This is a genomic window from Achromobacter sp. SIMBA_011, assembly GCF_046535435.1.
Lineage (GTDB): Bacteria > Pseudomonadota > Gammaproteobacteria > Burkholderiales > Burkholderiaceae_B > Achromobacter > Achromobacter dolens.
In genome coordinates, this window is sequence record NZ_JAWRWN010000002.1 from 1,211,552 (window position 1) to 1,231,464 (window position 19,913).

The 19,913-nt window shown below is 69.9% G+C and carries 20 protein-coding genes; 13 read left to right on the forward strand and 7 right to left on the reverse strand.

All coding sequences use genetic code 11. The features are described from left to right. The first annotated feature begins 5 nt into the window (after window positions 1-5). Window positions 6-824 (forward strand): alpha/beta fold hydrolase, encoded by an 819-nt coding sequence (locus SB816_RS12650; protein WP_231132949.1) that lies wholly within the window; start codon window positions 6-8, stop codon window positions 822-824. 94 nt (window positions 825-918) lie between these two features. Here the strand turns inward: SB816_RS12650 and SB816_RS12655 are convergent, their stop codons facing one another. Beyond that, window positions 919-1,842: a cupin domain-containing protein gene (locus SB816_RS12655; protein WP_410547084.1), complete on the reverse strand. Its 924-nt coding sequence runs from the start codon at window positions 1,840-1,842 to the stop codon at window positions 919-921. Window positions 1,843-2,053: 211 nt separating this feature from the next. Between SB816_RS12655 and SB816_RS12660 the strand changes: the two genes are divergently transcribed. From SB816_RS12660 to SB816_RS12680, 5 genes are all read left to right on the forward strand, one after another. Next, window positions 2,054-2,611 carry a carboxymuconolactone decarboxylase family protein gene (locus tag SB816_RS12660; RefSeq protein ID WP_054504242.1) on the forward strand — a complete coding sequence of 186 codons (558 nt, stop codon included), beginning with the start codon at window positions 2,054-2,056 and terminating at the stop codon, window positions 2,609-2,611. After that, window positions 2,608-3,720 (forward strand): acyl-CoA dehydrogenase family protein, encoded by a 1,113-nt coding sequence (locus SB816_RS12665; protein WP_343720349.1) that lies wholly within the window; start codon window positions 2,608-2,610, stop codon window positions 3,718-3,720. The genes SB816_RS12660 and SB816_RS12665 overlap by 4 nt, the downstream gene beginning before the upstream one ends. Next, window positions 3,717-4,526, forward strand: coding sequence for an ABC transporter ATP-binding protein (locus SB816_RS12670; protein WP_054504240.1), 810 nt, complete (start codon window positions 3,717-3,719; stop codon window positions 4,524-4,526). The genes SB816_RS12665 and SB816_RS12670 overlap by 4 nt, the downstream gene beginning before the upstream one ends. Beyond that, entirely contained in the window at window positions 4,516-5,706 is a 1,191-nt protein-coding gene (locus SB816_RS12675; protein WP_175143838.1) for an ABC transporter substrate-binding protein, read from the forward strand. The genes SB816_RS12670 and SB816_RS12675 overlap by 11 nt, the downstream gene beginning before the upstream one ends. A 128-nt stretch (window positions 5,707-5,834) precedes the next feature. Beyond that, the gene (locus SB816_RS12680) at window positions 5,835-6,533 is read left to right on the forward strand and encodes an ABC transporter permease (RefSeq protein WP_410547129.1); all 699 of its coding nucleotides are present in this window, start codon (window positions 5,835-5,837) and stop codon (window positions 6,531-6,533) included. A 12-nt stretch (window positions 6,534-6,545) separates the two neighbouring features. On the opposite strand, the gene SB816_RS12685 is transcribed toward SB816_RS12680, so the two are convergent. Next, on the reverse strand, window positions 6,546-7,121 hold the full coding sequence (locus SB816_RS12685) for a surface-adhesin E family protein (RefSeq protein WP_144657501.1): 576 nt from the start codon (window positions 7,119-7,121) through the stop codon (window positions 6,546-6,548). A 173-nt stretch (window positions 7,122-7,294) separates the two neighbouring features. On the opposite strand from SB816_RS12685, the gene SB816_RS12690 reads away from it, so the two are divergent. Together SB816_RS12690 and SB816_RS12695 are read left to right on the forward strand one after the other, a co-directional pair. Further along, on the forward strand, window positions 7,295-8,653 hold the full coding sequence (locus SB816_RS12690; RefSeq protein ID WP_410547085.1) for a hypothetical protein: 1,359 nt from the start codon (window positions 7,295-7,297) through the stop codon (window positions 8,651-8,653). A gap of 3 nt (window positions 8,654-8,656) precedes the next feature. Then, window positions 8,657-9,112 carry a GNAT family N-acetyltransferase gene (locus SB816_RS12695; RefSeq protein WP_410547086.1) on the forward strand — a complete coding sequence of 152 codons (456 nt, stop codon included), beginning with the start codon at window positions 8,657-8,659 and terminating at the stop codon, window positions 9,110-9,112. Window positions 9,113-9,123: 11 nt separating this feature from the next. On the opposite strand, the gene SB816_RS12700 is transcribed toward SB816_RS12695, so the two are convergent. Continuing rightward, complete coding sequence (locus tag SB816_RS12700) at window positions 9,124-9,813, reverse strand: GntR family transcriptional regulator (protein WP_054504235.1); 690 nt, start codon at window positions 9,811-9,813, stop codon at window positions 9,124-9,126. A 155-nt stretch (window positions 9,814-9,968) separates the two neighbouring features. On the opposite strand from SB816_RS12700, the gene araD reads away from it, so the two are divergent. The 3 genes from araD to SB816_RS12715 all read left to right on the forward strand — a co-directional run bounded on the left by araD (window position 9,969) and on the right by SB816_RS12715 (window position 13,510). Then, window positions 9,969-11,699 (forward strand): L-arabinonate dehydratase, encoded by a 1,731-nt coding sequence (araD, locus tag SB816_RS12705; RefSeq protein WP_410547087.1) that lies wholly within the window; start codon window positions 9,969-9,971, stop codon window positions 11,697-11,699. Between the two features lie 46 nt (window positions 11,700-11,745). Further along, the gene (locus SB816_RS12710; protein WP_049073996.1) at window positions 11,746-12,456 is read left to right on the forward strand and encodes a ribonuclease activity regulator RraA; all 711 of its coding nucleotides are present in this window, start codon (window positions 11,746-11,748) and stop codon (window positions 12,454-12,456) included. A 64-nt stretch (window positions 12,457-12,520) separates the two neighbouring features. Then, window positions 12,521-13,510 carry a Bug family tripartite tricarboxylate transporter substrate binding protein gene (locus SB816_RS12715; RefSeq protein WP_006395211.1) on the forward strand — a complete coding sequence of 330 codons (990 nt, stop codon included), beginning with the start codon at window positions 12,521-12,523 and terminating at the stop codon, window positions 13,508-13,510. A 101-nt stretch (window positions 13,511-13,611) separates the two neighbouring features. Here the strand turns inward: SB816_RS12715 and SB816_RS12720 are convergent, their stop codons facing one another. Both SB816_RS12720 and SB816_RS12725 read right to left on the reverse strand, forming a co-directional pair. Then, window positions 13,612-14,586, reverse strand: a complete 975-nt coding sequence (locus tag SB816_RS12720; RefSeq protein WP_395756532.1) for a tripartite tricarboxylate transporter substrate binding protein — start codon at window positions 14,584-14,586, stop codon at window positions 13,612-13,614. A gap of 13 nt (window positions 14,587-14,599) precedes the next feature. Further along, on the reverse strand, window positions 14,600-15,502 hold the full coding sequence (locus SB816_RS12725; protein ID WP_144657491.1) for a dihydrodipicolinate synthase family protein: 903 nt from the start codon (window positions 15,500-15,502) through the stop codon (window positions 14,600-14,602). Window positions 15,503-15,779: 277 nt separating this feature from the next. Here SB816_RS12725 and SB816_RS12730 point away from each other — a divergent pair, with 277 nt between their 5' ends. Then, a complete protein-coding gene (locus SB816_RS12730) occupies window positions 15,780-16,502 on the forward strand; it encodes a GntR family transcriptional regulator (RefSeq protein WP_374700862.1) in 723 nt (240 codons plus the stop codon). Window positions 16,503-16,714: 212 nt separating this feature from the next. Here the strand turns inward: SB816_RS12730 and SB816_RS12735 are convergent, their stop codons facing one another. Both SB816_RS12735 and SB816_RS12740 read right to left on the reverse strand, forming a co-directional pair. Continuing rightward, on the reverse strand, window positions 16,715-17,701 hold the full coding sequence (locus tag SB816_RS12735; RefSeq protein ID WP_144657489.1) for a Bug family tripartite tricarboxylate transporter substrate binding protein: 987 nt from the start codon (window positions 17,699-17,701) through the stop codon (window positions 16,715-16,717). Window positions 17,702-17,783: 82 nt separating this feature from the next. After that, window positions 17,784-18,908 (reverse strand): muconate/chloromuconate family cycloisomerase, encoded by a 1,125-nt coding sequence (locus SB816_RS12740; RefSeq protein WP_006385347.1) that lies wholly within the window; start codon window positions 18,906-18,908, stop codon window positions 17,784-17,786. Window positions 18,909-19,015: 107 nt separating this feature from the next. On the opposite strand from SB816_RS12740, the gene SB816_RS12745 reads away from it, so the two are divergent. Next, the gene (locus tag SB816_RS12745; protein WP_047990854.1) at window positions 19,016-19,900 is read left to right on the forward strand and encodes a LysR family transcriptional regulator; all 885 of its coding nucleotides are present in this window, start codon (window positions 19,016-19,018) and stop codon (window positions 19,898-19,900) included. Window positions 19,901-19,913 lie beyond the last annotated feature (13 nt).

Genomic DNA, 19,913 nt, shown 5'->3' on the forward strand with positions numbered 1-19,913 from the left:
GGGGCATGAACATGATTTCCCGCAGGACCCTGTTGCAACTGGCCGCCGGGCTGCCCGCCCTGGCGGCGGCCCCGTCCATCGCGGCCCAGCCGGCCGCCGGCCGCGCCAAGACCTACGTGCTGGCGCACGGCTCCTGGCATGGCGGCTGGTGCTGGCGGCCGGTGGCCGAGCGGCTGCGCGCCGCCGGCCATCGCGTCCACGCGCCCAGCTTCACCGGCATGGGCGACCGCGCCCACCTGCTGCACAAGGGCATCACCATCGACACCTTCGTCGAGGACCTGGTGCAGGTGATCCAGAGCGAAGAACTGAACGACGTGATCCTGGTGGGCCACAGCTTCGGCGGCATCCCGATCTCGGGGGTGGCCGACCGCATTCCCGAGCGGCTGGCGCACCTGGTGTACTTCGATTCGATCGTGCTGCAAAGCGGCCAGGATGCGTTCTCGGTGTACCCCAAGGCCGACGCCGAGGCGCGCATCGCGGCCGCGTCCAAGGCCACCAACGGCCTGGCCGTGCCGATTCCCGACCCGCTGCCGGCGGCCTGGGGCTTCAAGCCGGGCAGCGCCGACGAGGCCTGGGTCAAGCGCCGCCTGACGACGCACCCGCTGGCCAGCTACACCACGCCCTTGACGCTCAGGCATCCCATCGGCAACGGCCGGCCGCGCACCTACATCCATTGCACCCAGCCCGAGCTGCCGGTGCTGGAGCAGTCGCGCCAATTGGTGAAGTCGCAGCCGGGCTGGAATTGGGTCGACATCGCCGCCCCGCACGAGGCCCACATCACGCACCCGCAGGTGCTGGCCGACCTGCTGCTGGGCCTGTCCTGACGCGCGGGCAAGTTGGGGGCCACGGCGCGCCCGATAGCGAGTGTGCCAGGGTGCGCCGCGCGCCCGCCGGCCGCGGACGGCACCGGCGTTCAGTTCAGGCGCCGCCGCGACGCCAGGCCGAGGGCGCCACGCCCTCGGTGCGTTGGAACACGCGGCTGAAGGCCGCCTGCGAGCGATAGCCGACCCGTTCGGCGGCGTCCGCGATGGCGGCGCCCTGGGCCAGCAGGCGCCGCGCCACGCGCATGCGCAGCAGTTGCAGCAATTGCGCCGGCGTGGTGCCGCTTTGCAGCGTGAAGCGGCGGTGGAAGGTGGCTTTGGACATGTGCACGTGGCGCGCCATGTCGTCCATGCTCCAGGGATCCGCCGGCCGCGCCAGGATCGCCTGCAGCAGGCCCGCCATGGCCGGGTCGCGCGCCAGCACGAACAGGCCGTGGGCCTGGCGGTCGTGGATCGCCAGGTGGCGCAGCATGAAGAAGATCAGCATGTCGGTGAGCCGCTCCAGCACCACCTCGGATGCGCCACCGTCGCGCGCGGTCTCGCCCAGGATCAGGTCGAACACACCGCGCGCGCTCGCGTAGCGGGCATCGTCGGCGCGCAGCACCAGTATGTCGGGCAGCGTCTCGGCCACCAGGTCCGCCAGGCCCGGGCGGAACTGGAAGAAGCCGCAGGCCAGGCCGGTGCCGTCGGGCTGGCGCGGCAGCAGCGGCCGCATGTCCCGGCATGCGGGCGCGGCCGGAGCGGGCGCATCCAGTGGCGTCAGCGTGTGCGGCTGGTCGCGCAAAAAGAATATGCCGTCGCCCGCCGCCAGGGTCAGCGGCGCCTGACCCGTTCCCAGCTCGACGCGGCAGCGGCCGTGCAGGATAAGGTGGAAACTGGCGCGGGCCCGGCCGCTGGTGCTGGCCGACCAATTGCCGCAATACTGGCCCAGGTGATACAAGCTGGACTGCACCTCCAGGCTCGACAGCAGCAGGGCGTCGACGGCGGCTTGATCGGCGTTCGGGGCGGGCGAGGGCGGCATGGCGAAGTTGGCAAGGCGTGTGGCGGCCGTACTGGTATGGCGTCACGGCCGGATCAGTTTGGCGCGATGATACGCGGGGCGCCTGGCTGGTTATAAGCGCATAGCTGAAAGTCGATAAGATCGAGCATCAGCTTGCGATCCGCGTGCATTGTCGCGCGGGGCGGGGCGCCCGCACAATCGAGTTTTCGTTGTTCCCATTCCGGAGACCCTCATGGCCCGTTTGCCCGTCCATACCGCGCAGAGCGCGCCCGAACCCACCCGCGCCGCCCTGGCCGCCGCCGAGCAGGGCGCCGGCTACCTGTCCAACCTGCTGGGCGTGCTGGCCAATGCGCCGGTGGCCCTGGAGGCCTACCAGACGCTATCGCAGATCAACGCCCGCGCCGGGCTGACGCTGCAGGAGCGCGAGGTGGTCCAACTGGTGGCCGGCACCCGCCATGGCTGCACCTTCTGCGTCGCCGGCCACACGGCGCTGGCGCGCAACAAGGCCAAGCTGTCGCCCGAGGTGGTCGACGCGCTGCGCGCCCAGGGCACGCTGCCGGACGAGCGCCTGCAGGCGCTGGCCGCTTTCACCGAAGCCGTGATCCGCACCCGTGGCCGCGTCAGCGACGCCGAACTGCAGGCGCTGCGCGAGGCCGGCTACAGCGACGGCAACGCGCTGGAGGTGATCGTCGGGGTGGGTCTGGCCACGATCTGCAACTTTGGCAACAACCTGGCGCAAACCCCGCTGAACGAGCAACTGGGCGCCTACGCCTGGAGCGGCGCGCAATGACGGCGCGGCAACCGGACCCGCGACTGGCGCCCGGATTGGCCGCCTGGCTCGACGACCATGCCGGCGCGCTGGACGACGGCAGCCATGACGCCGCCGAGGTCCTGCCGCGATTGGCCGCGGCGGGCGTATTCCGCCTGGGTGTGCCGGCCGCGCACGGCGGCGCGCCGGGCACCGACATCGGCGACGCCATCGAGGCCGTGTCGCAGGTGGCCGAGCATTCCGTGGCCGCGGCCTTCGTGGCCTGGGGCCAGCGGGTTTTCATCGAGTACCTGCTGCGCAGCCCCAATGTCGCCTTGTCGCAGGCCTGGCTGGCGCCCTTGCTGGCGGGCGAGGTGGCCGGCGCCACCGCGCTGTCGAACGCCATGAAATTCCTCAGCGGCATCGAGTCGCTGCAGATCGGCGCGCGACAGGATGGCGCGCACTGGGTGCTGGATGGCCGCATGCCGTGGGTCACCAACCTGCGCAAGCAGGGCTTCCTGGTGGCCGCGGCCGTCTCGGCCCCCGACGGCACGCCGGCCGTGGTGGCCTTGCCGCATGATATCGAAGGCCTGACGCGCAGCGCCGACCTGGATCTGTTGGCGCTGCAGTCCAGCAACACCGCGGCGCTGGATGTGCGCGGCGTGCGCATCGATCCGCAATGGCTGATTCACCCGGATGCGCGCCAATATCTGCCGCAGGCGCGGCCTGCGTTCGCGGGGCTGCAATGCGGCCTGTCCATCGGCCTGGCGCGACGCGCGTTGCGCGCCGCCGGCGAGGCGGGTCAGGGCCAGGCGTCGCGCGGCATCCTCGGCGAACCCTTGCAGGCGCTGGCGCGCCAGCTCGACGAGGCGACCGCGCGCCTGGTCGACGGCGTGCGCAGCGAACGTTTCGTGGCCGAACCCTGGCTGCTGTTCGAAAGCCGCATCGCGCTGGCCGAGATCGCCAGCCAGGCGGTGCAGCTCGAATTGCAGGCCAGCGGCGGCGCGGCCTACCTGAAGCCTGCCGGCGACGGTTTTGCGCGCCGCTGGCGCGAGGCCGCTTTCCTGCCCATCGTCACCCCCAGCCTGGTGCAGCTCAAGACCGAGCTGGCCAAGCGCCGGGCGCGTCTGGCGGCCGAGGGCGCCGCATGAGCGCGCCGCGTCCGGTGTTGCAGGCGCAGGGCCTGGCGCTGCGCTATGCGCAGGCGCCGGCCGACGTATTCCAGGATGTGGATCTGGTGCTGGACCGGGGCGAGGTAGTGGCGGTGCTGGGCGCCAGCGGCGCCGGCAAGTCGAGCCTGTTGCGCGTGCTGGCCGGACTGCAGCCTGCCAGTGCCGGCACGCTGCTGATGGAGGGCGCGCCACTGACTGGCGTGCATCCGCGCGTGGCGGTGGCGTTCCAGGATCCCGGCCTGCTGCCGTGGCTGTCGCTGGAACGCAATGTCGCTTTCGGCCTGGATTTCACCCATCAGCCCAGGCTGACCGCCGCCGAGCGCCGGTTGCGGATCGACCAGGCCATCGACGAGGTCGGCCTGTCGCACGCGCGCCAGTTGCGGCCGGCGCAGTTGTCCGGCGGCATGGCGCAGCGCACCGCGTTGGCGCGTTGCCTGGCGCGCCAGCCGGCGGTGCTGCTGCTGGACGAGCCGTTCGGCGCGCTCGACGAGGTCACGCGCGGCGAGATGCAGACACTGCTGCGCAAAGTGGTGGCCGACTTTCATACCGCCGCCGTCCTCATCACCCACGATATCGACGAAGCGCTGCTGCTGGCCGACCGCATCGTGCTGCTGGGCGGCGCGCCCGGACGCATCCTGGGCGTGTGGCCGGTGGACCTGCCGCAGCCGCGCGCCGATCTGTTGCCTGAAATGGGCGCGTTGCGCCTGGAAATCCTGACCCGCCTGCGCGATGCGCTTCGGGTCGCACGCGGCCAAGCCGCCAAGGAGCCTGTTGATGTGCCTTGAACACATGTCGCGTCGCGACTGGTTGAAACTGTCGGCCCTGCTGACCGCGGGCGGCGCCGCGCCGCTGTTGTCGGCATTCAATGCCCGCGCCCAGAGCGAGCCCGACGCGCCGGTGCGCATCGGCTACCTGCCGATCACCGACGCCGCGCCGCTGCTGGTGGCGCATAACAATGGCCTGTTCGACAAGGCCGGCGTCAAGGCCGAGAAGCCGACCCTGCTGCGTAGTTGGGCGCAGGTGATCGAGGCCTTCATTTCCGGCCAGGTCAACGTGGTGCATCTGCTGTCGCCCATGACGGTATGGGCGCGCTTCGGCAGCCAGGTGCCCGCCAAGGTGGTGGCCTGGAACCACGTCGGCGGCTCGGGCCTGACGGTGGCGCCGGCCATCAACGGCGTCAAGGAACTGGGCGGCAAGACGGTGGCGATCCCGTTCTGGTATTCCATCCACAACGTGATGCTGCAGTACCTGCTGCGCGAGAACGGCCTGACGCCGGTGTCGCGCAAGGACGGCGCGCCGGCCGCCAACGAGGTCAACCTGGTGGTGATGGCGCCGGCCGACATGCCGCCGGCGCTGGCGCAGAACCGCATCGCCGGCTACATCGTGGCCGAGCCTTTCAACGCCGTGGCCGAGACGCTGGGCGTGGGCAAGGTGTTGCGCTTTACCGGCGACGTCTGGCGCAACCACGCCTGCTGCGTGGTGTTCATGCACGAGCGCGACCTGCAGCAGCGGCCCGAGTGGTCGCAGAAGGTGGTCGACGCCATCGTCCAGGCGCAGTTGTGGATCCGCGATAACCGCGAAGAGACCGCCAGGCTGCTGTCCAAGGAAGGCATCAACCGCTATACCCCGCACGGTCTGCCGGCCTTGAGCAAGGTGCTGGCGCCGCCGCCATCCGACCGCGAGCAATACCTGGCCAGTGGCGCGATCCGCCATGCCGACTGGGACGAACGCCGCATCGACTTCCAGCCATATCCGTTCCCCAGCTACACCGAGGAACTGGTGCGGCGCCTGCGCGACACGCTGATCGAGGCCGACCGGGGCTTCCTGGCCGGGCTGGACCCCGCCCGCGCCGCGGCCGAGCTGGTCGATGACCGCTACGTCAAGCGCGCCATCGAGGCCGCGGGCGGCCTGCGGCGCTTCGGCTTTCCCGACGCCTACACCCGGACCGAGACGGTGCAGGCGTGACGGCGCGCGAGTCTGCCGCGGCGGGCGCGCGCGTCGCCGCGCCGGTGACCGGCCCGGCGCGCGCCAGGCCGCCGCGCCAGGGGCTGCTCGCGCGCTGCGCGCTGGGGCTGGCCGGCCTGGCGGCGCTGATGGCGCTTTGGTGGCTGGGCACCGACGCGCTGGCGCCGGCCGGCGGCATGGCGCGGCGTTTCGCGCCGGGCCCCACCTTCGCCAGCCTGTGGGCATTGCTGACCGGTTCGGACCTGCCGTTGCATGTGCTGGTGAGCCTGCGCCGCGTGGCGGTGGGCCTGGGGCTGGCGTTGGCGATCGGCGTGCCGCTTGGCCTGGCCATCGGCAGCTACCGCCGTCTGGAGGCGGCGCTGTCGCCCGCGATGCAGTTCCTGCGCATGATCTCGCCGTTGTCGTGGATGCCGATCGCGGTGATGGTGTTCGGGGTAGGCGACGATCCGGTGTATTTCCTGCTGACCTTTGCCGCGGTCTGGCCAATCGTGCTGAACACGGCGGCCGGCGTCCAGCAGTTGGACGCGCGCTGGATGCTGCTGGCGCAAAGCGTGGCCGCGACCCGCTGGGAGACCCTGCGCCACGTGATCCTGCCGGGCGTGCTCGGGCATATCCTGACAGGCGTGCGGCTGGCGATCGGGATTCTCTGGATCGTGCTGGTGCCGTGCGAAATGCTCGGCGTGTCGGCCGGCATGGGGTACTTCATCCTCGACACCCGCGACCGCCTGGCCTATTCGGAATTGATGGCCATGGTGTTGTTGATCGGCGCGCTGGGCTTCCTGCTGGACGCCGCGGCGCGGGGCTTGTACCGCTACTGGCGCGGGTAGAGGCCGGCGGAGCTACTTGCGCGAACTCCTGCCCGGCGGGCAGATCAGGGCGCGCAGCTTGCGCTGGACCGGGTCGCGCGCGACCGGCGCGTTCGAAATGCCGGCCACCGGCAGCGATTCCACCAGCTCCCCGGTGGCGTCCGGGCCGGCATAGTGCTGGGTCGCGGTGATCGTGTAGGTGTTGTTGGTGCAGTTGATGGTGACGGGCTGCGTCACCGAGCCGTAGGGCTGGCCATTGGCCTCGGAGACCCGCGGCTGCGCGTAGAACCACGCCACCGTCGCCAGCATCACCAGCGGCCGCTCGGTCAGTTGCACGATCGAATCGCGGTCGTAGAACACGCCGGGCATGGACTGCGGCGCCAGCGGCTGCCAGGCCGGCGCGCCGCCAAAGACGATGCCGCGGGCATCCGGCGTGGCCTGCACGGCGCTCGCCGCGCAGGCGTCGGAGGGGACCGGATCGCCTTCGCGCGCCGTCACCACGGCGCAGGCATCGGCCGGCGTGGCCGGCGCCGCGTCCCCTGCCTGCGCCCAGGCAGGTCCCGCCAGTACAGCCAGGACCAGGGTGAGTTGCGCTTGCCTTGCTGTCATGGGGTCTTTCCTGTGGCACATCGGTGTGGGGTTTCCCCAGTATAGAGAAAGAAACCATGACGGCCGGAACCCGGCGGGGAGCGCGTCGCGGGGGTATAGTCTCGTCCGTTCGACAAGCGATGCCGACGCCGTGCCACGGGGCGCCGGCCGGGGTCGGAGGAGAGGCGACGACGATGAATATCAGGGTGCTCGCCGGTGCGGCGGCCATCGCCGTGACCGGGGTGCTGGCTTACGGGTTCTACCAACTCATGCCGGAAGGCGAGCCGCTGGCGCGCAGCGAAGTCATCGGCGAGCTCGACGGCCCGCCGCTGGCCGGCTATTCGCGCACGCGGCTGTACCGCTACGGCGAACATCAGTTCCTGGTGGGGCAACTGATCGCGGGCGACAAGGATGTCACCGGCCTGGCCAAGGCGCCGGTGCTGGACGCGTTGCTGCCGATTGCCTCGGACTGCTGCCAGCCGGAGGGCGCCGCCCGCGCCGAGGCCGCCTCGGCCGATCCGGCCCAGGGCATGCTGCAGGCGGCGGCGACAGCCCGCGACGTGCGCAACCTGGTCTACGGTGGCCGTGACAATGGCCGCTACGCGCTGCTTGGCTCGATCGGCGGCGACACCGGCGTCACGCTCATCGGCGGGCCGCAGGGGCAGACCGTGTACCTGCTGGGCGGCAACGCGCGTGGCGGCGACCGGTCCGCCGCCAGCGATGTCTGGCGTTCCGACGACCAGGGCGCGCACTGGCGCTACGAGCCCGACGTGCAACTGGGCGGGCCGCGTCGGTTCACCGTGTTCCTGACGGGCGACCGGGTCATGGCGCTGGCGGACGGCGCCGGCGACGAGCGCCTGCTGGTCAGCGAGGACGGGGCGCGCCACTGGTCGGCGCTGTCCTTGCGCGAGCAGGTCTGGCCCGACGCCGACAGCTACGGTCGGGCGTTCCAGGAACACCTGGGCCCGGGCCGCGCCGACACCGATCAACTGGCGTACGGCTGGTCGCTGTACCCGCTGGCCGCCGACCGCGCGGTCGGCTGGAGCTGGCGCGACCGCGTCACGGCCGGCGTGGCGCGCCGTATCGAGACCCGGCGCTTCGAGATACGGTTCCAGGACGGCGCCTCGCCAGCGTTCCGCATCGCCCACGACGTGGCGGCCGTGCCGCCTCAGGATCCGCGCTCGCAACCGCGGGTGGGGCAAGCCGAATACGCCACCGCCGACAACCGCATCTACCGGCTCGATCCGGCCGACAGCAACTGGCACGAGCTGGCGGCCATGCCCGCGGTGCGTGGCCAGCGTACCTGGATCGGCCAGGCGTGGTTCGGCCGCAACGGCTGGGTGGTGCAGACTTATGCCGACCACCTGTTCTCGTTCAATGACTACACCCGCACCTATTTCCACACGCGCGACCAGGGCCGCACCTGGCGGCCGTTCCAGCTATCGCCGGACCAGGAGCGCGGCCTGCTCGGCCTGGACGCCGCGGGCGAGGGCGTGCTGGTGCACGTCGAGCGCGGGGGCAAGACCATCATCGTGCGCTATGCGCTGGAGTGAGACATGACGCTGACCGTGCGCGAGGCGCGGGCCGCCGACCTGCCGGGGTTGCGCGCGCTGTTCCTGGCGACGCGCCGCGAGGCCTATCCCTGGCTGGCGCCGGCCAGCCTGCGCGCAGCCGACCTGGACGCGCAGACCGAGGGCGAACGGCTCTGGGTCGCGCTGGCCGCGGACGACGCCCTGGCAGGCTTCGTGTCGCTGTGGGAGCCGGACGACTTCATCCACCACCTGTATGTGGGCCGCGCCTGGCAGCGGCGGGGCGTGGCGCGGGCGTTGCTGCGCGCCTTGCCCGGCTGGCCGTTGACGCGCTACCGACTCAAGTGCCTGCGGCGCAACGCCGCGGCGCTGGCCTTCTACCGGGCCTGCGGTTTTGTGGAAATCGGCGCGGGCACGGGCGAGGACGGCGACTACCTGCTGCTGGAATCGCGCGGCGACCAGCCGCCGCGCGCCGAGGCCTGAGCCTCGCGGCCTCAATCGGCCTGCACGTAGTCCGGATAGCGCTTGCAGATCTCGGCCACCTGGCTGAGCGTGCCCGACAGGTGCTCGCGCAACGCCTGCTGCGCGCGCGCCGCATCGCCCGCCGCGATCGCGTCCAGCACCCGCTGGTGGTCGTCCATGATGCGCTCGGCCTTGCCGGCCTCGGGCAGGTGCAGGCGGCGCAGTCGGTCGACGTGGCCGCTGTAGCGTTGCTCCATGTCCCACAGCGCGGCGACGCCGGCGGCCGCGTGCATGTCGCGGTGAAAGGCCTGATCGGCCGCCATGAATTCCTGGTACTGGCCGGCGGCGTGGCAGACGCGCTGGCGGTCGATGCTGGCCTGCAGCCGCTGGACCAGCAGGGGGTCGGGTTGCTGCGCCAGCACGTGCACGATTTCCAGCTCGATCGACCGGCGCAGGAAATGCGCCTGGCGCGCCGCGGCGATGTCGATGCGGCTGACCACCGTGGTGTGCTGCGGATAGATCTCGACCAGGGCTTCCTCGGCCAGTTTCATGAGCGCGTCGCGGATCGGCGTCTGGCTCAGGCCGTAGGCCTCGGCCAGCGTCACGCGAGACAGCGGCGCGCCGGGCGCCAGTTCGAGGGACATGATCTGTTCGCGCAGATGTTCAAAGACTTGCGGCGCGGCGTGTCGCGAGCGGTCCAGTCTGAGCTTGGGGCTGGGCATCGGAGCGAAGTTCGGTAAAGGGGCGGGACGGGGGGAATGCAGCCGCAGTGTAGCGGGTTTTCACCTAGCTGACGCACTAATGTATTAGTGTTTAAATGGTTCGGTCAATGATTTCGTCTTCTTCCTTTCACCGCATCCCAGGATCCGCTTCCCTCATGAAACGCACCTACGAAAGCCTGCGCAGCGCCGCCTGGATGGCCAAGGACGACCTGCGCTCGTTCGGCCATCGTTCCCGCATGATGCAGATGGGCTACGGCCCCGACGACTGGGCCGGCCGCCCGATCATCGCCATCATCAACACCTGGTCAGACCTGAACCCCTGCCACAGCCACTTCAAGCAGCGCGTCGAAGACGTCAAGCGCGGCGTGTTCCAGGCCGGCGGCTTCCCGGTGGAACTGCCGGCCATCTCGGTGTCGGAATCGTTCGTCAAGCCCACCACCATGCTGTACCGGAACATGCTGGCGATGGAGGCCGAGGAACTGCTGCGCAGCCACCCGGTGGACGGCGCGGTGCTGCTGGGCGGCTGCGACAAGACCACGCCGGGCCTCTTGATGGGCGCCATCAGCGCCGGGCTGCCCTGTGTCTACGTGCCCGCCGGCCCGATGCTGCGCGGCAACTGGAAGGGCAAGATCCTCGGCTCCGGTTCGGATGCCTGGAAGCTGTGGGACGAGCGCCGCGCCGGCAAGATCACGCAGGAACAATGGACCGAGGTCGAAGGCGGCATCGCCCGCAGCTACGGCACCTGCATGACCATGGGCACGGCCAGCACCATGACCGCCATCGCCGAAGCCATCGGCATGACCCTGCCGGGCGCCTCGTCGATCCCGGCGGCCGACGTCAACCACATGCGCATGTCGGCCGAATGCGGCCGCCGCGTGGTCGAGATGGTGTGGGACGACCTGACCCCGCAGCGCATCCTGTCGCTGGCCTCGTTCAAGAACGCCATCAACGTGGCCATGGCCATGGGCTGCTCCACCAACGCCATCATTCACCTGGTGGCCATGTCGCGCCGCGCCGGCCATCCGGTGGGCCTGGACGACTTCGACGCCGCCAGCCGCAAGGTGCCGGTCATCGCCAACATCCGGCCCAGCGGCGACAAGTACCTGATGGAAGACTTCTTCTACGCCGGCGGCCTGCCGGCGCTGATGTCGCGCCTGGAAGGGCTCCTGGACCTGTCCGCCATGACCGTCACCGGCAAGACGCTGGGCGAGAACATCGCCGGCGCCGAGGTCTACAACGACGATGTCATCCGCAAGCTCGACACCGCCATCTACGACGAGGGCGCGCTGGCGGTCCTGCGCGGCAACATCGCGCCGGACGGCTGCGTCATCAAGCCCAGCGCCTGCGCCCCGCAATACCTGCAACACACCGGCCCGGCACTGGTGTTCGACGATTATCCCAGCATGAAGGCCGCGGTCGACGACGAGAACCTGGACGTCACCGCCGATCACATCATGATCCTGCGCAATGCCGGCCCGCAGGGCGGACCCGGCATGCCGGAGTGGGGCATGCTGCCGATCCCCACCAAGCTGGTCAAGCTGGGCGTGCGCGACATGCTGCGCCTGTCCGACGCCCGCATGAGCGGCACCAGCTACGGCGCCTGCATCCTGCACGCGGCGCCCGAAGCCTACATCGGCGGCCCGCTGGCGCTGGTCAAGACCGGCGACCTGATCACCGTCGACGTGCCGGCCCGCAGCATCCACCTGAACGTCAGCGACGAGGAGCTGGCCGCGCGCCGCGCCGCCTGGACGCCGCCGCCCAAGCGCTACGAGCGCGGCTACGGCTGGATGTACTCGCAACACATCCTGCAGGCCGACGAGGGCTGCGACTTCGACTTCCTCGAAACCAGCTTCGGCGCGCCCGTGCCGGAACCGGAAATCTTCTGAACCCTTCAACCCCGAATCGCTAGCCCTGGAGTTTTCCGTGTCAGACATGAATCCCGCCACCCGCGCCAAGCTGGCCGGCATCAGCACCGCCACGCTGTGCACCGCCTTGTTCAAGCGCGGCCTGCGCAACCAGTTCATCCAGGACGTGCGGCCGCTGAACGCGACGCTGCCCAACATGGTCGGCCCGGCCTTCACGCTGCGCTACATCCCGGCGCGCGAGGACCTGAACACCATCAAGGTGTTCGAGGATCGCGCCCATCCGCAGCGCGCCGCGGTCGAGACCTGCCCGCCCGGCGCGGTGCTGGTGATGGACAGCCGCAAGGATCCGCGCGCGGCCTCGGCCGGCTCGATCCTGGTGACCCGCCTGATGAAGCGCGGCGTGGCCGGCGTGGTCACCGACGGCGGTTTTCGTGACTCGCCCGAGATCGCCGAACTCGGCTATCCCGCGTACCACAACCGGCCGTCCGCGCCGACCAACCTGACGCTGCACCAGGCGCTGGACATCAACGCGCCCATCGGCTGCGGCGACGTGGCCGTGTTTCCCGGCGACATCGTGGTGGGCGACCGCGAGGGCGTGGTGGTGATCCCCGCGCACCTGGCCGACGAGATCGCGGACGAAGCGGTGGAAATGACCGCGTTCGAGGACTTCGTCACCAGCCAGGTGCAGGCCGGCGCGTCGATCCTGGGCCTGTATCCGCCCACCGACCCGGCCACCAAGGACAAGTTCGCCGCCTGGCGCAAAGAACAGGGCCGTTGAGCCCTGGCGCCGGCCGACCGGCCGGCGACCCATGCCTATAAAACACAGAGGGCAGGAGACAAGCATGAACAAACAACGTCGCAGCGCGCTGGCCGCGCTGCTGGCAGGACCGCTGCTGGGCGCGTGGGCGCTGCCGGCCGCGGCCGCCGAGTGGCCGGCGCAGAAGCCGATTTCCTACGTGGTGCCGTTCACCGTGGGCGGCTCCACCGACGTGGTCGGCCGCGTGCTGGCGCAGAAGCTGGGCGACCGGCTGCACCAGAACGTTATCGTCGAGAACAAGCCCGGCGCGGCCGGCGGCATCGGCGCCACCTACGTGGCCAAGGCCGCGCCCGACGGCTACACGCTGTTCGGCGGCACCATCAGCACCCACGCCATCAACGCCAGCCTCTACAAGAACCTGAAGTACGACCCGGTCAAGGACTTCGAGCCGGTCTCGCTGATTGCCTACCTGCCCAACGTGCTGCTGGTCGATCCGAACCTGGGCGTGAACTCGGTGGCCGACCTGATCGCGCTGCTCAAGAAAGACCCGTCCAAGCGCACCTTCGCCTCGTCCGGCGCCGGCACCTCCACCCACCTGGCCGGCGAATTGTTCTCCAGCATGATCGGCGTGCCGCTGACGCACGTACCCTACAAGGGCACGCCGCCGGCCATGGTCGACGTGTCCTCGGGCGCGGTGACGTTCATGTTCGACCAGATGACCGCCGCCTTGCCGCTCTTGCAGACCGGCAAGCTCAAGCTGCTGGCCGTCACCACCAAGGACCGCATCTCGCTGGCCCCCGACGTGCCCACCATGCAGGAGGCCGGCGTGCCCGGCTTCCAGATGGCCTCGTGGCAGGCGGTGTATGCGCCCAAGGGCACGCCCAAGCCCATTCTCGACAAGCTGGCCGCCGAGATCGCCGTGATCGTGAAGGAACCCGACGTGCAGGAAAAGCTCGGCAAGACCATGGGCATGGAACTGGTCGGCAGCACGCCCGACGAACTGCGCGCCCTGATGGCCACGGAGATTCCGCGCTGGGCGGAGGTGGTGAAGAAGTCGGGGGCGACGGTGGAGTGATGGCTGCCAATGGGCGCAAGCCTACGCCCCATCATGTAAGACCTGATTCCCACCCCGGCCTGGAGCCGGGGTTTTTGTTTTCCGCGTCCGGATTCGCCGCGTCAGGGTTTCAGGTTCAGCTTCGGCACCAGCGCATTGAAGGCCTGTTCCTGCCGCGCCACGTCGGCCGCGAATTGCGGTTGGTCGGCGTATGACGGCGTCAGGTTCTGCTTGCGCATCAGGGCCTGGAAGTCCTGCGACTGCGCCACCTGGCGCGCGGCGGCGCGCCATTTCTCGATGGCGTCGGCCGGGGCCGACTTCGGCAGGCCGATGCCGCGCCAGACGCTGAACTGCAGGTCGGCGCCGCGTTCCTTCATGGTCGGCACCTCCGGCAGGGTGTCGAGCCGCTTGGGCGCCATCACGGCCAGGGTGCGCAGCTTGCCGGTGTCCACGTGTTGCTGCAGTTCGGCATAGGCCACGGTGGTGGCCTGCACGTCGCCGGACAGCAGGCCCATGATGGCCGGAGCGGATCCCTGGTACGGCACGTGCACGAACTTCACGCCGGTCTGCTCGCCCAGCGCCGCGGCCGCCATGTGCGGCACGGTGCCGATGCCGGCGTTGGACACCGCCACCCGTTCCGGATTCTTCCGCGCGTAGTCGAGGAATTCCTCCACCGTCTTCCACGGCGCGTCGGCGCGCACGGTGACCGACGACGGATCGTCGGTGAAGCGGGCGATCGGCTGGAAGTCCTTGACGGTGGTCTTGCCGATGCCCATCAGCGGCACCACCAGCATTTCCGGCGTCATCAGCACCAGCTTGTAGCCGTCGGGCTGGGCGTTGGCCACGTACGACCAGCCGATCGAGCCGCTGGCGCCGGGCTTGTTGATCACCACGGTCGGTTGCGCCAGCAGCGGCGGGCGCACCGCCTCGGCGATGGCGCGGGCGGTGTTGTCGCTGCCGCCGCCGGGCTGGTAGGCGACCACCAGCTCCATCGAGCGGCTGGGATAGTCGGCCGCCATCGCGGCGGGGGCGGCCGCGACGCAGGCCAGGAAGGAGAGGGCGCTGAAGGCCAGCGCGGGCAGGCGGGTGCGGGTCATGGTGGCTCCGGTATCAGTAGCCCAGGGCTGAAAGATCCGCCAGTGTCTGGCGGGTGATGGCAAGGGTGCGTTCGCGTTCGGCGCCGGCCAGGTCCAGGCGCGGCGGCTTGACGGTTTCGGCGCTGCCGGTGATCAGGTGCTCGGCCAGCTTGATGTGCTGCACCAGCTTGACCACCGTGTCCAGGTGGAACAGCGGCGTCAGCGCCGCGTACAGCTTGCGGGCGCGCTTGAAGTCGCCTTCGACCGCCAGCCGCAGCAGGTCCACCGACGCTTTCGGCACGGCGTTGGCCATGCCCGAGACCCAGGCGGTGACGCCCAGCGCGGCGCTTTCCAGCACCAGGTCGTCGACGCCGCAGACCACCGCCAGGCGGTCGCCGAAGCGCGTGATCAGGTCGGTGACGCGGGTGGTGTCGTAGGATTCCTCCTTGATGGCGACGATGGTCGGCTCCTCCAGCAACTGCGCCACCAGGTCCGGCGTCAGGTCGACGCCGTAGCCGCGCGGGTTGTTGTACAGCAGGATCGGCAGGGGGCTGGCCTGCGCCACGCTGCGATAGAACGCCACCGTTTCGCGCTCGTCCGACTTGTACGTCAGGCCGGGGAACACCATCAGCCCATCGACGCCGATCTGCGCCGCCTGGCGCGCGAAGGCCGCGGCGCGCGCGGTGCCCGTCTCGGCCACGCCGGACACCACCGGCACGCGGCCGCGCACGGTCTCGACCGCGATGCGCAGCACCTCCAGCTTTTCCTCGGGCGAAAGCTGGGCGTTCTCGCCCACCATGCCCATCATCACCACGCCGCCCACGCCGTTGGCGATCAGGCGCTCCAGGCCCTGGCGGATGGCGTCCACATCCAGCGAGAAATCGGGTTTCAGTTTGGTGGTGACCGCGGGAAATACGCCTTGCCATTGAATGCTCATGCTGCCGCTCCTGTTGCGTGATCCGCCCGGTTTGTATTGTCGGGCTATTGATTGGATATTGGATCCAAAATAAAAGGGCCAGAAAAACGAGGCGCGCGGCCTCGAACCATCGCCCCGGCGAGGGCGCAGATTTCTGTTGGATCATGGATCCAATATACTCACATTAAACGGGTTCCGGACACCGGCTGTCTCTCGGGGTTTTCCTGGGCGTGGGGCAGGTGGAACGGATCCGCCGCCGCCCGGCGTCCGCCGGGCGGAATCCTCCACCGGATGTGACGTGTCCCAGAATTCCTCTCCCGCCAGCGCCACCCAACCCCGCGCCGCCGCCGGATCCGCCGGCCGCCTGGTGCGCAAGACCGCCGTCGACCTGGTGGTCGACGAACTGCGCGACCGCATCCTGTCCGGCGCGATCGCGCCGGGCTCCGCCCTGCGCCAGGAACTGCTGGCCGAGGAACTGGGGGTGAGCCGGCTGCCGGTGCGCGAGGCGATCCGCCAGCTCAGCGCCGAAGGCCTGGTGGACATGATCGCGCATCGCGGCGCGTACGTCTCGATGCTCTCGCGGGCCGAAGTGCAGGAGTTCTTCGACATCCGCTTGCGGCTGGAACCCTGGCTGCTGCGGCTGGCGGTGTCGCAGCACACGCCCGAGGAACTGGACGAGGCGGCGCGCATCGTGGCGCGGATGGACAGCGCCGAACCGCAGCAGTGGGGCCGGCTCAATTGGCAGTTGCACGAGCTGCTGTACCGCGCCGCGCAGCGGCCGGCGGCGCTGGCCATGGTGCGCGCGCTGCATGAGAAATCCGAACGCTACTTCCGCTTCCAGATCGTCAACGCGCCGATCCGCCAGCAGGCCCACGACGAGCACAGCGCCCTGATCGCGTTCTGTCGCCAGGGCCGCGCCGGCGAGGCCGAGGCGGCGCTGGAACACCACATCGCCGAAGCCGCCGAGCAGATCCTGGCGATTGTCGATCATCTGCTGGATACGACGGCCGCGCCGGCCTGAGCGCCGATCGCCTGCCACCCGTGATTGCGATGGCGGGGCGGCAATCGTGATGACAGGGGCGGGCGCCAGCAGGTCCGAAGATCGCCAGGCCATAGCGCGCCACGCGCCGGATTTCCGGCCTCGCCAAAAAAAACGCCGGCCCGGAATGACTTCCAGCCGGCGTTCGTGACGATGCGGGTGTGCGCGACGCCCGGTTCGAGTCCGCGCGGGACTCAGTTGATTTTGATATTGCGTTCCTTCACCAGCACCTTCCACTGCGCGGTTTCCTTGGCCAGGTAGTCGCGCAGTTCGTCGGGCGTGCCGCCGATGGATTCGGCGCCGATCGAATCCAGCGTCGCCTTGACCTTGGGCTCGTTCAGGGCCTGGCGCATGGCGGCGTTGAGCTTGGCCACGACCTCGGGCGGCGTGCCGGCCGGCGCGAAGGCGGCGAACCAGGGCATCAGCTCGTAGCCGGGCAGGCCGCTTTCGGCCACGGTGGGCACGTTGGGCAGCGCGGCCGAGCGCTTGGCGGTGGTCACCGCCAATGCGCGCAGCTTGCCGGCCTCGATGTGCGGCTTGGCCGAGGTGATGCTGTCGAACATGTAGTCCACCTGGCCGCCGAGCAGGTCGGCGATGGCCGGGCCGCTGCCCTTGTAGGGCACGTGCAGCATGTCGATCTTGGCCATCGACACGAACAGCTCGCCCGCCAGGTGGATCGAGGTGCCGACGCCGGCCGAGGCGTAGGTGTAGTGGTTGGGCTGCGCCTTGGCTTTGGATATCACTTCGTCCACGCTCTTGACGTCGTTGCGCGCGGGGTTGGTGACCAGCACGTTCGGCACCACCGCCAGCAGCGAGATCGGCGCGAAGTCCTTGATCGGGTCATAGTTCAGGTCGGCGTACAGCGCCGGGTTCACGGCCATGCCGTTGGCCACGATCAGGATGGTGTAGCCGTCCGGCTTGGCACGCGCCACGCTGGCCGCGCCGATGTTGCCGCCGGCGCCGGCGCGGTTCTCGACGATGAACGAGGTGTTCAGTTGCTTGCCCATCGACTCGCCCAGGGTGCGGGCGATGCTGTCCATGGCGCCGCCCGGCGGGAACGGCACGATCCACTTGACCGGCCGGTCGGGATAGCCGTCGGCCATCGCGCCGCTGGCGGCGCCGAGCAGGGCCAGGCCCATGCAGGCCCGGGCGAGGTGTTTGAAAGCGTGGCGCAAAACCATGTCGTGTCTCCGTGTGCTTGAATTATTTTTCCGCGCGCCGATGCGTGGCCGGCGCGCGGGAACAACCGTGGGGCAGGGCGCGTCAGCGGTCCCTGCGGTAGAAAGCCAGTTTGTCTTCGTCCAGTTCCAGGCCCAGGCCCGGGCCGGTGGGGATCTCCATCTCGAAATCGGCGTAGCGCGGCGGGTTGGCGACGATGTCGTCCTTGAGCAGCAGCGGGCCGAACAGCTCGGTGCCCCACGACAGCCGCGGCAGGCAGGCAAAGCCATGCGCCGAGGCAATCGAGCCGACCGAGCCTTCCAGCATGGTGCCGCCGTACAGCGACATGCCGGCGGCGTCGCCGACGGCGGCGGTGCGCAGCATTTCGTGGATGCCGCCCGACTTGGCGATCTTCAGCGCCAGCACGTCGGCCGCGCCCAGGCGCGCGATGGCCAGCGCGTCCTCGGGGCCGTTGATGGCTTCGTCGGCCATGATGGGCACCACGAAGCGCGCCGCCAGCCGCGCCATGCCGGCCAGGTTGGCGCGCGGGATGGGTTGTTCGATCAAGTCGACGCCGGCCGCTTCCAGGCGCGCGATGGCGCCGGCCGCGTCGGCCTCGTTCCAGGCCTGGTTCACGTCCACCGTGACGCGGGCGCGCTCGCCCAGCGCCTGCTTGATGCGCGACACGTGGGCCACGTCGTCGGCCACGGCGCGGCGGCCGACCTTGAGCTTGAAGGTGTTGTGCCGGCGGCTGGCGAGCAGCGATTCGGCTTCCTCGATGTCGCGCGCGGTATCGCCGCTGGCCAGGGTCCACAGCACCGGCAGGCTGGCGCGCACGGCGCCGCCCAGCAGGGTCGAGACCGACACGCCCAGGCGCTTGCCCTGGGCGTCGAGCAGCGCGCTTTCCAGCGCCGACTTGGCGAAGCGGTTGCCGCGCGCCACGGTTTCCAGGCGCCGCATGGCGGCGTGGATGTTGGCCGCGTCCAGGCCGGCCAGCGCCGGCGCCAGGTAGGTGTCGATGGCCAGCTTGATGCCTTCCGGGCTTTCCTCGCCATACGACAGGCCGCCGATGGTGGTGGCCTCGCCGATGCCCTCGATGCCGTCGCTGCAGCGCAGGCGCACGATCACCAGCGTCTGGCGCTGCATCACGGCCATGGCCAACTGGTGGGCGCGGATGGTCGGCAGATCCACCAGGATCGCCTCGACCGAATTTATCGTTACCGGATTCATACTTTCCAAAGCAGGTTCTTCAGGGCAAGCGCAGTATCGCTTGCGTTACGCCGCTGAGTCCAAGACTATATGGGTCTTCATTTATACCTTCAGGGTTTGGATAAACCATGGAACTCAGGCACCTGCGCTACTTCCAGGCGGTGGCGCGCGAGGGCAGCTTCACCCGCGCCGCCGAAGCGCTGCATATGGCGCAGCCGCCGCTCAGCCGCCAGATCCGCCAGATGGAAGAGGAACTGGGCGTCGCGCTGTTCGAACGCACCACCCGCGCCCTGCGCCTGACGGAGGCCGGGCGCTTTCTGCTGGAGCAGTCGCGGCTGCTGACCGCAAGGCTGGACGAAGTGCTGGAGGGCACGCGCCGGCTGGGCCAGGCGCGGCGGCGCTGGTTCGGCATCGGCTTCGTGCCCTCGACGCTGTACGGCTTCGTGCCCGAGCTGATCCGCCAATTGCGCGGCGCCGACGCGCAGGTGGAGGTCGGGCTGATGGAAATGACTACGCTGCCGCAACTGGAGGCGCTCAAGGCCGGCCGCATCGACCTGGGTATCGGCCGCATTTTGCTGGACGATCCGGCGATCGAGCGCCGTGTCCTGATGACCGAGCCGCTGATGGCCGCCGTGCCGCTGCGGCATCCGCTGGCCGGCTGCGACAGCGTGTCGGTCGACCGGCTGGCGCAGGAGCCGTTCCTGCTGTATCCGGCGCGGCCGCGGCCCAACTTCGCCGACCATGTGCTGGACCTGTTCCGCGCCGCCGGCCACGCGCCGCAGGTGGCGCAGGAGGCCAACGAGCTGCAGACCGCCATCGGCCTGGTGGCGGCCGGACTGGGCGTGACGGTGGTGCCGGCCTCGGTGCAGCGCCTGCAGCGGCGCGACGTGGCTCACGTGCGCATCGACGCCGAGGCCTTCGTGTCGCCGGTGATCGCCAGCTATCGCAAGGACGACGCCTCGCCGTTCCTGGCGCAGGCGCTGGCCCTGGCGGCGCAATTGGCCAAGGGGTAACAAAGCGTAGACG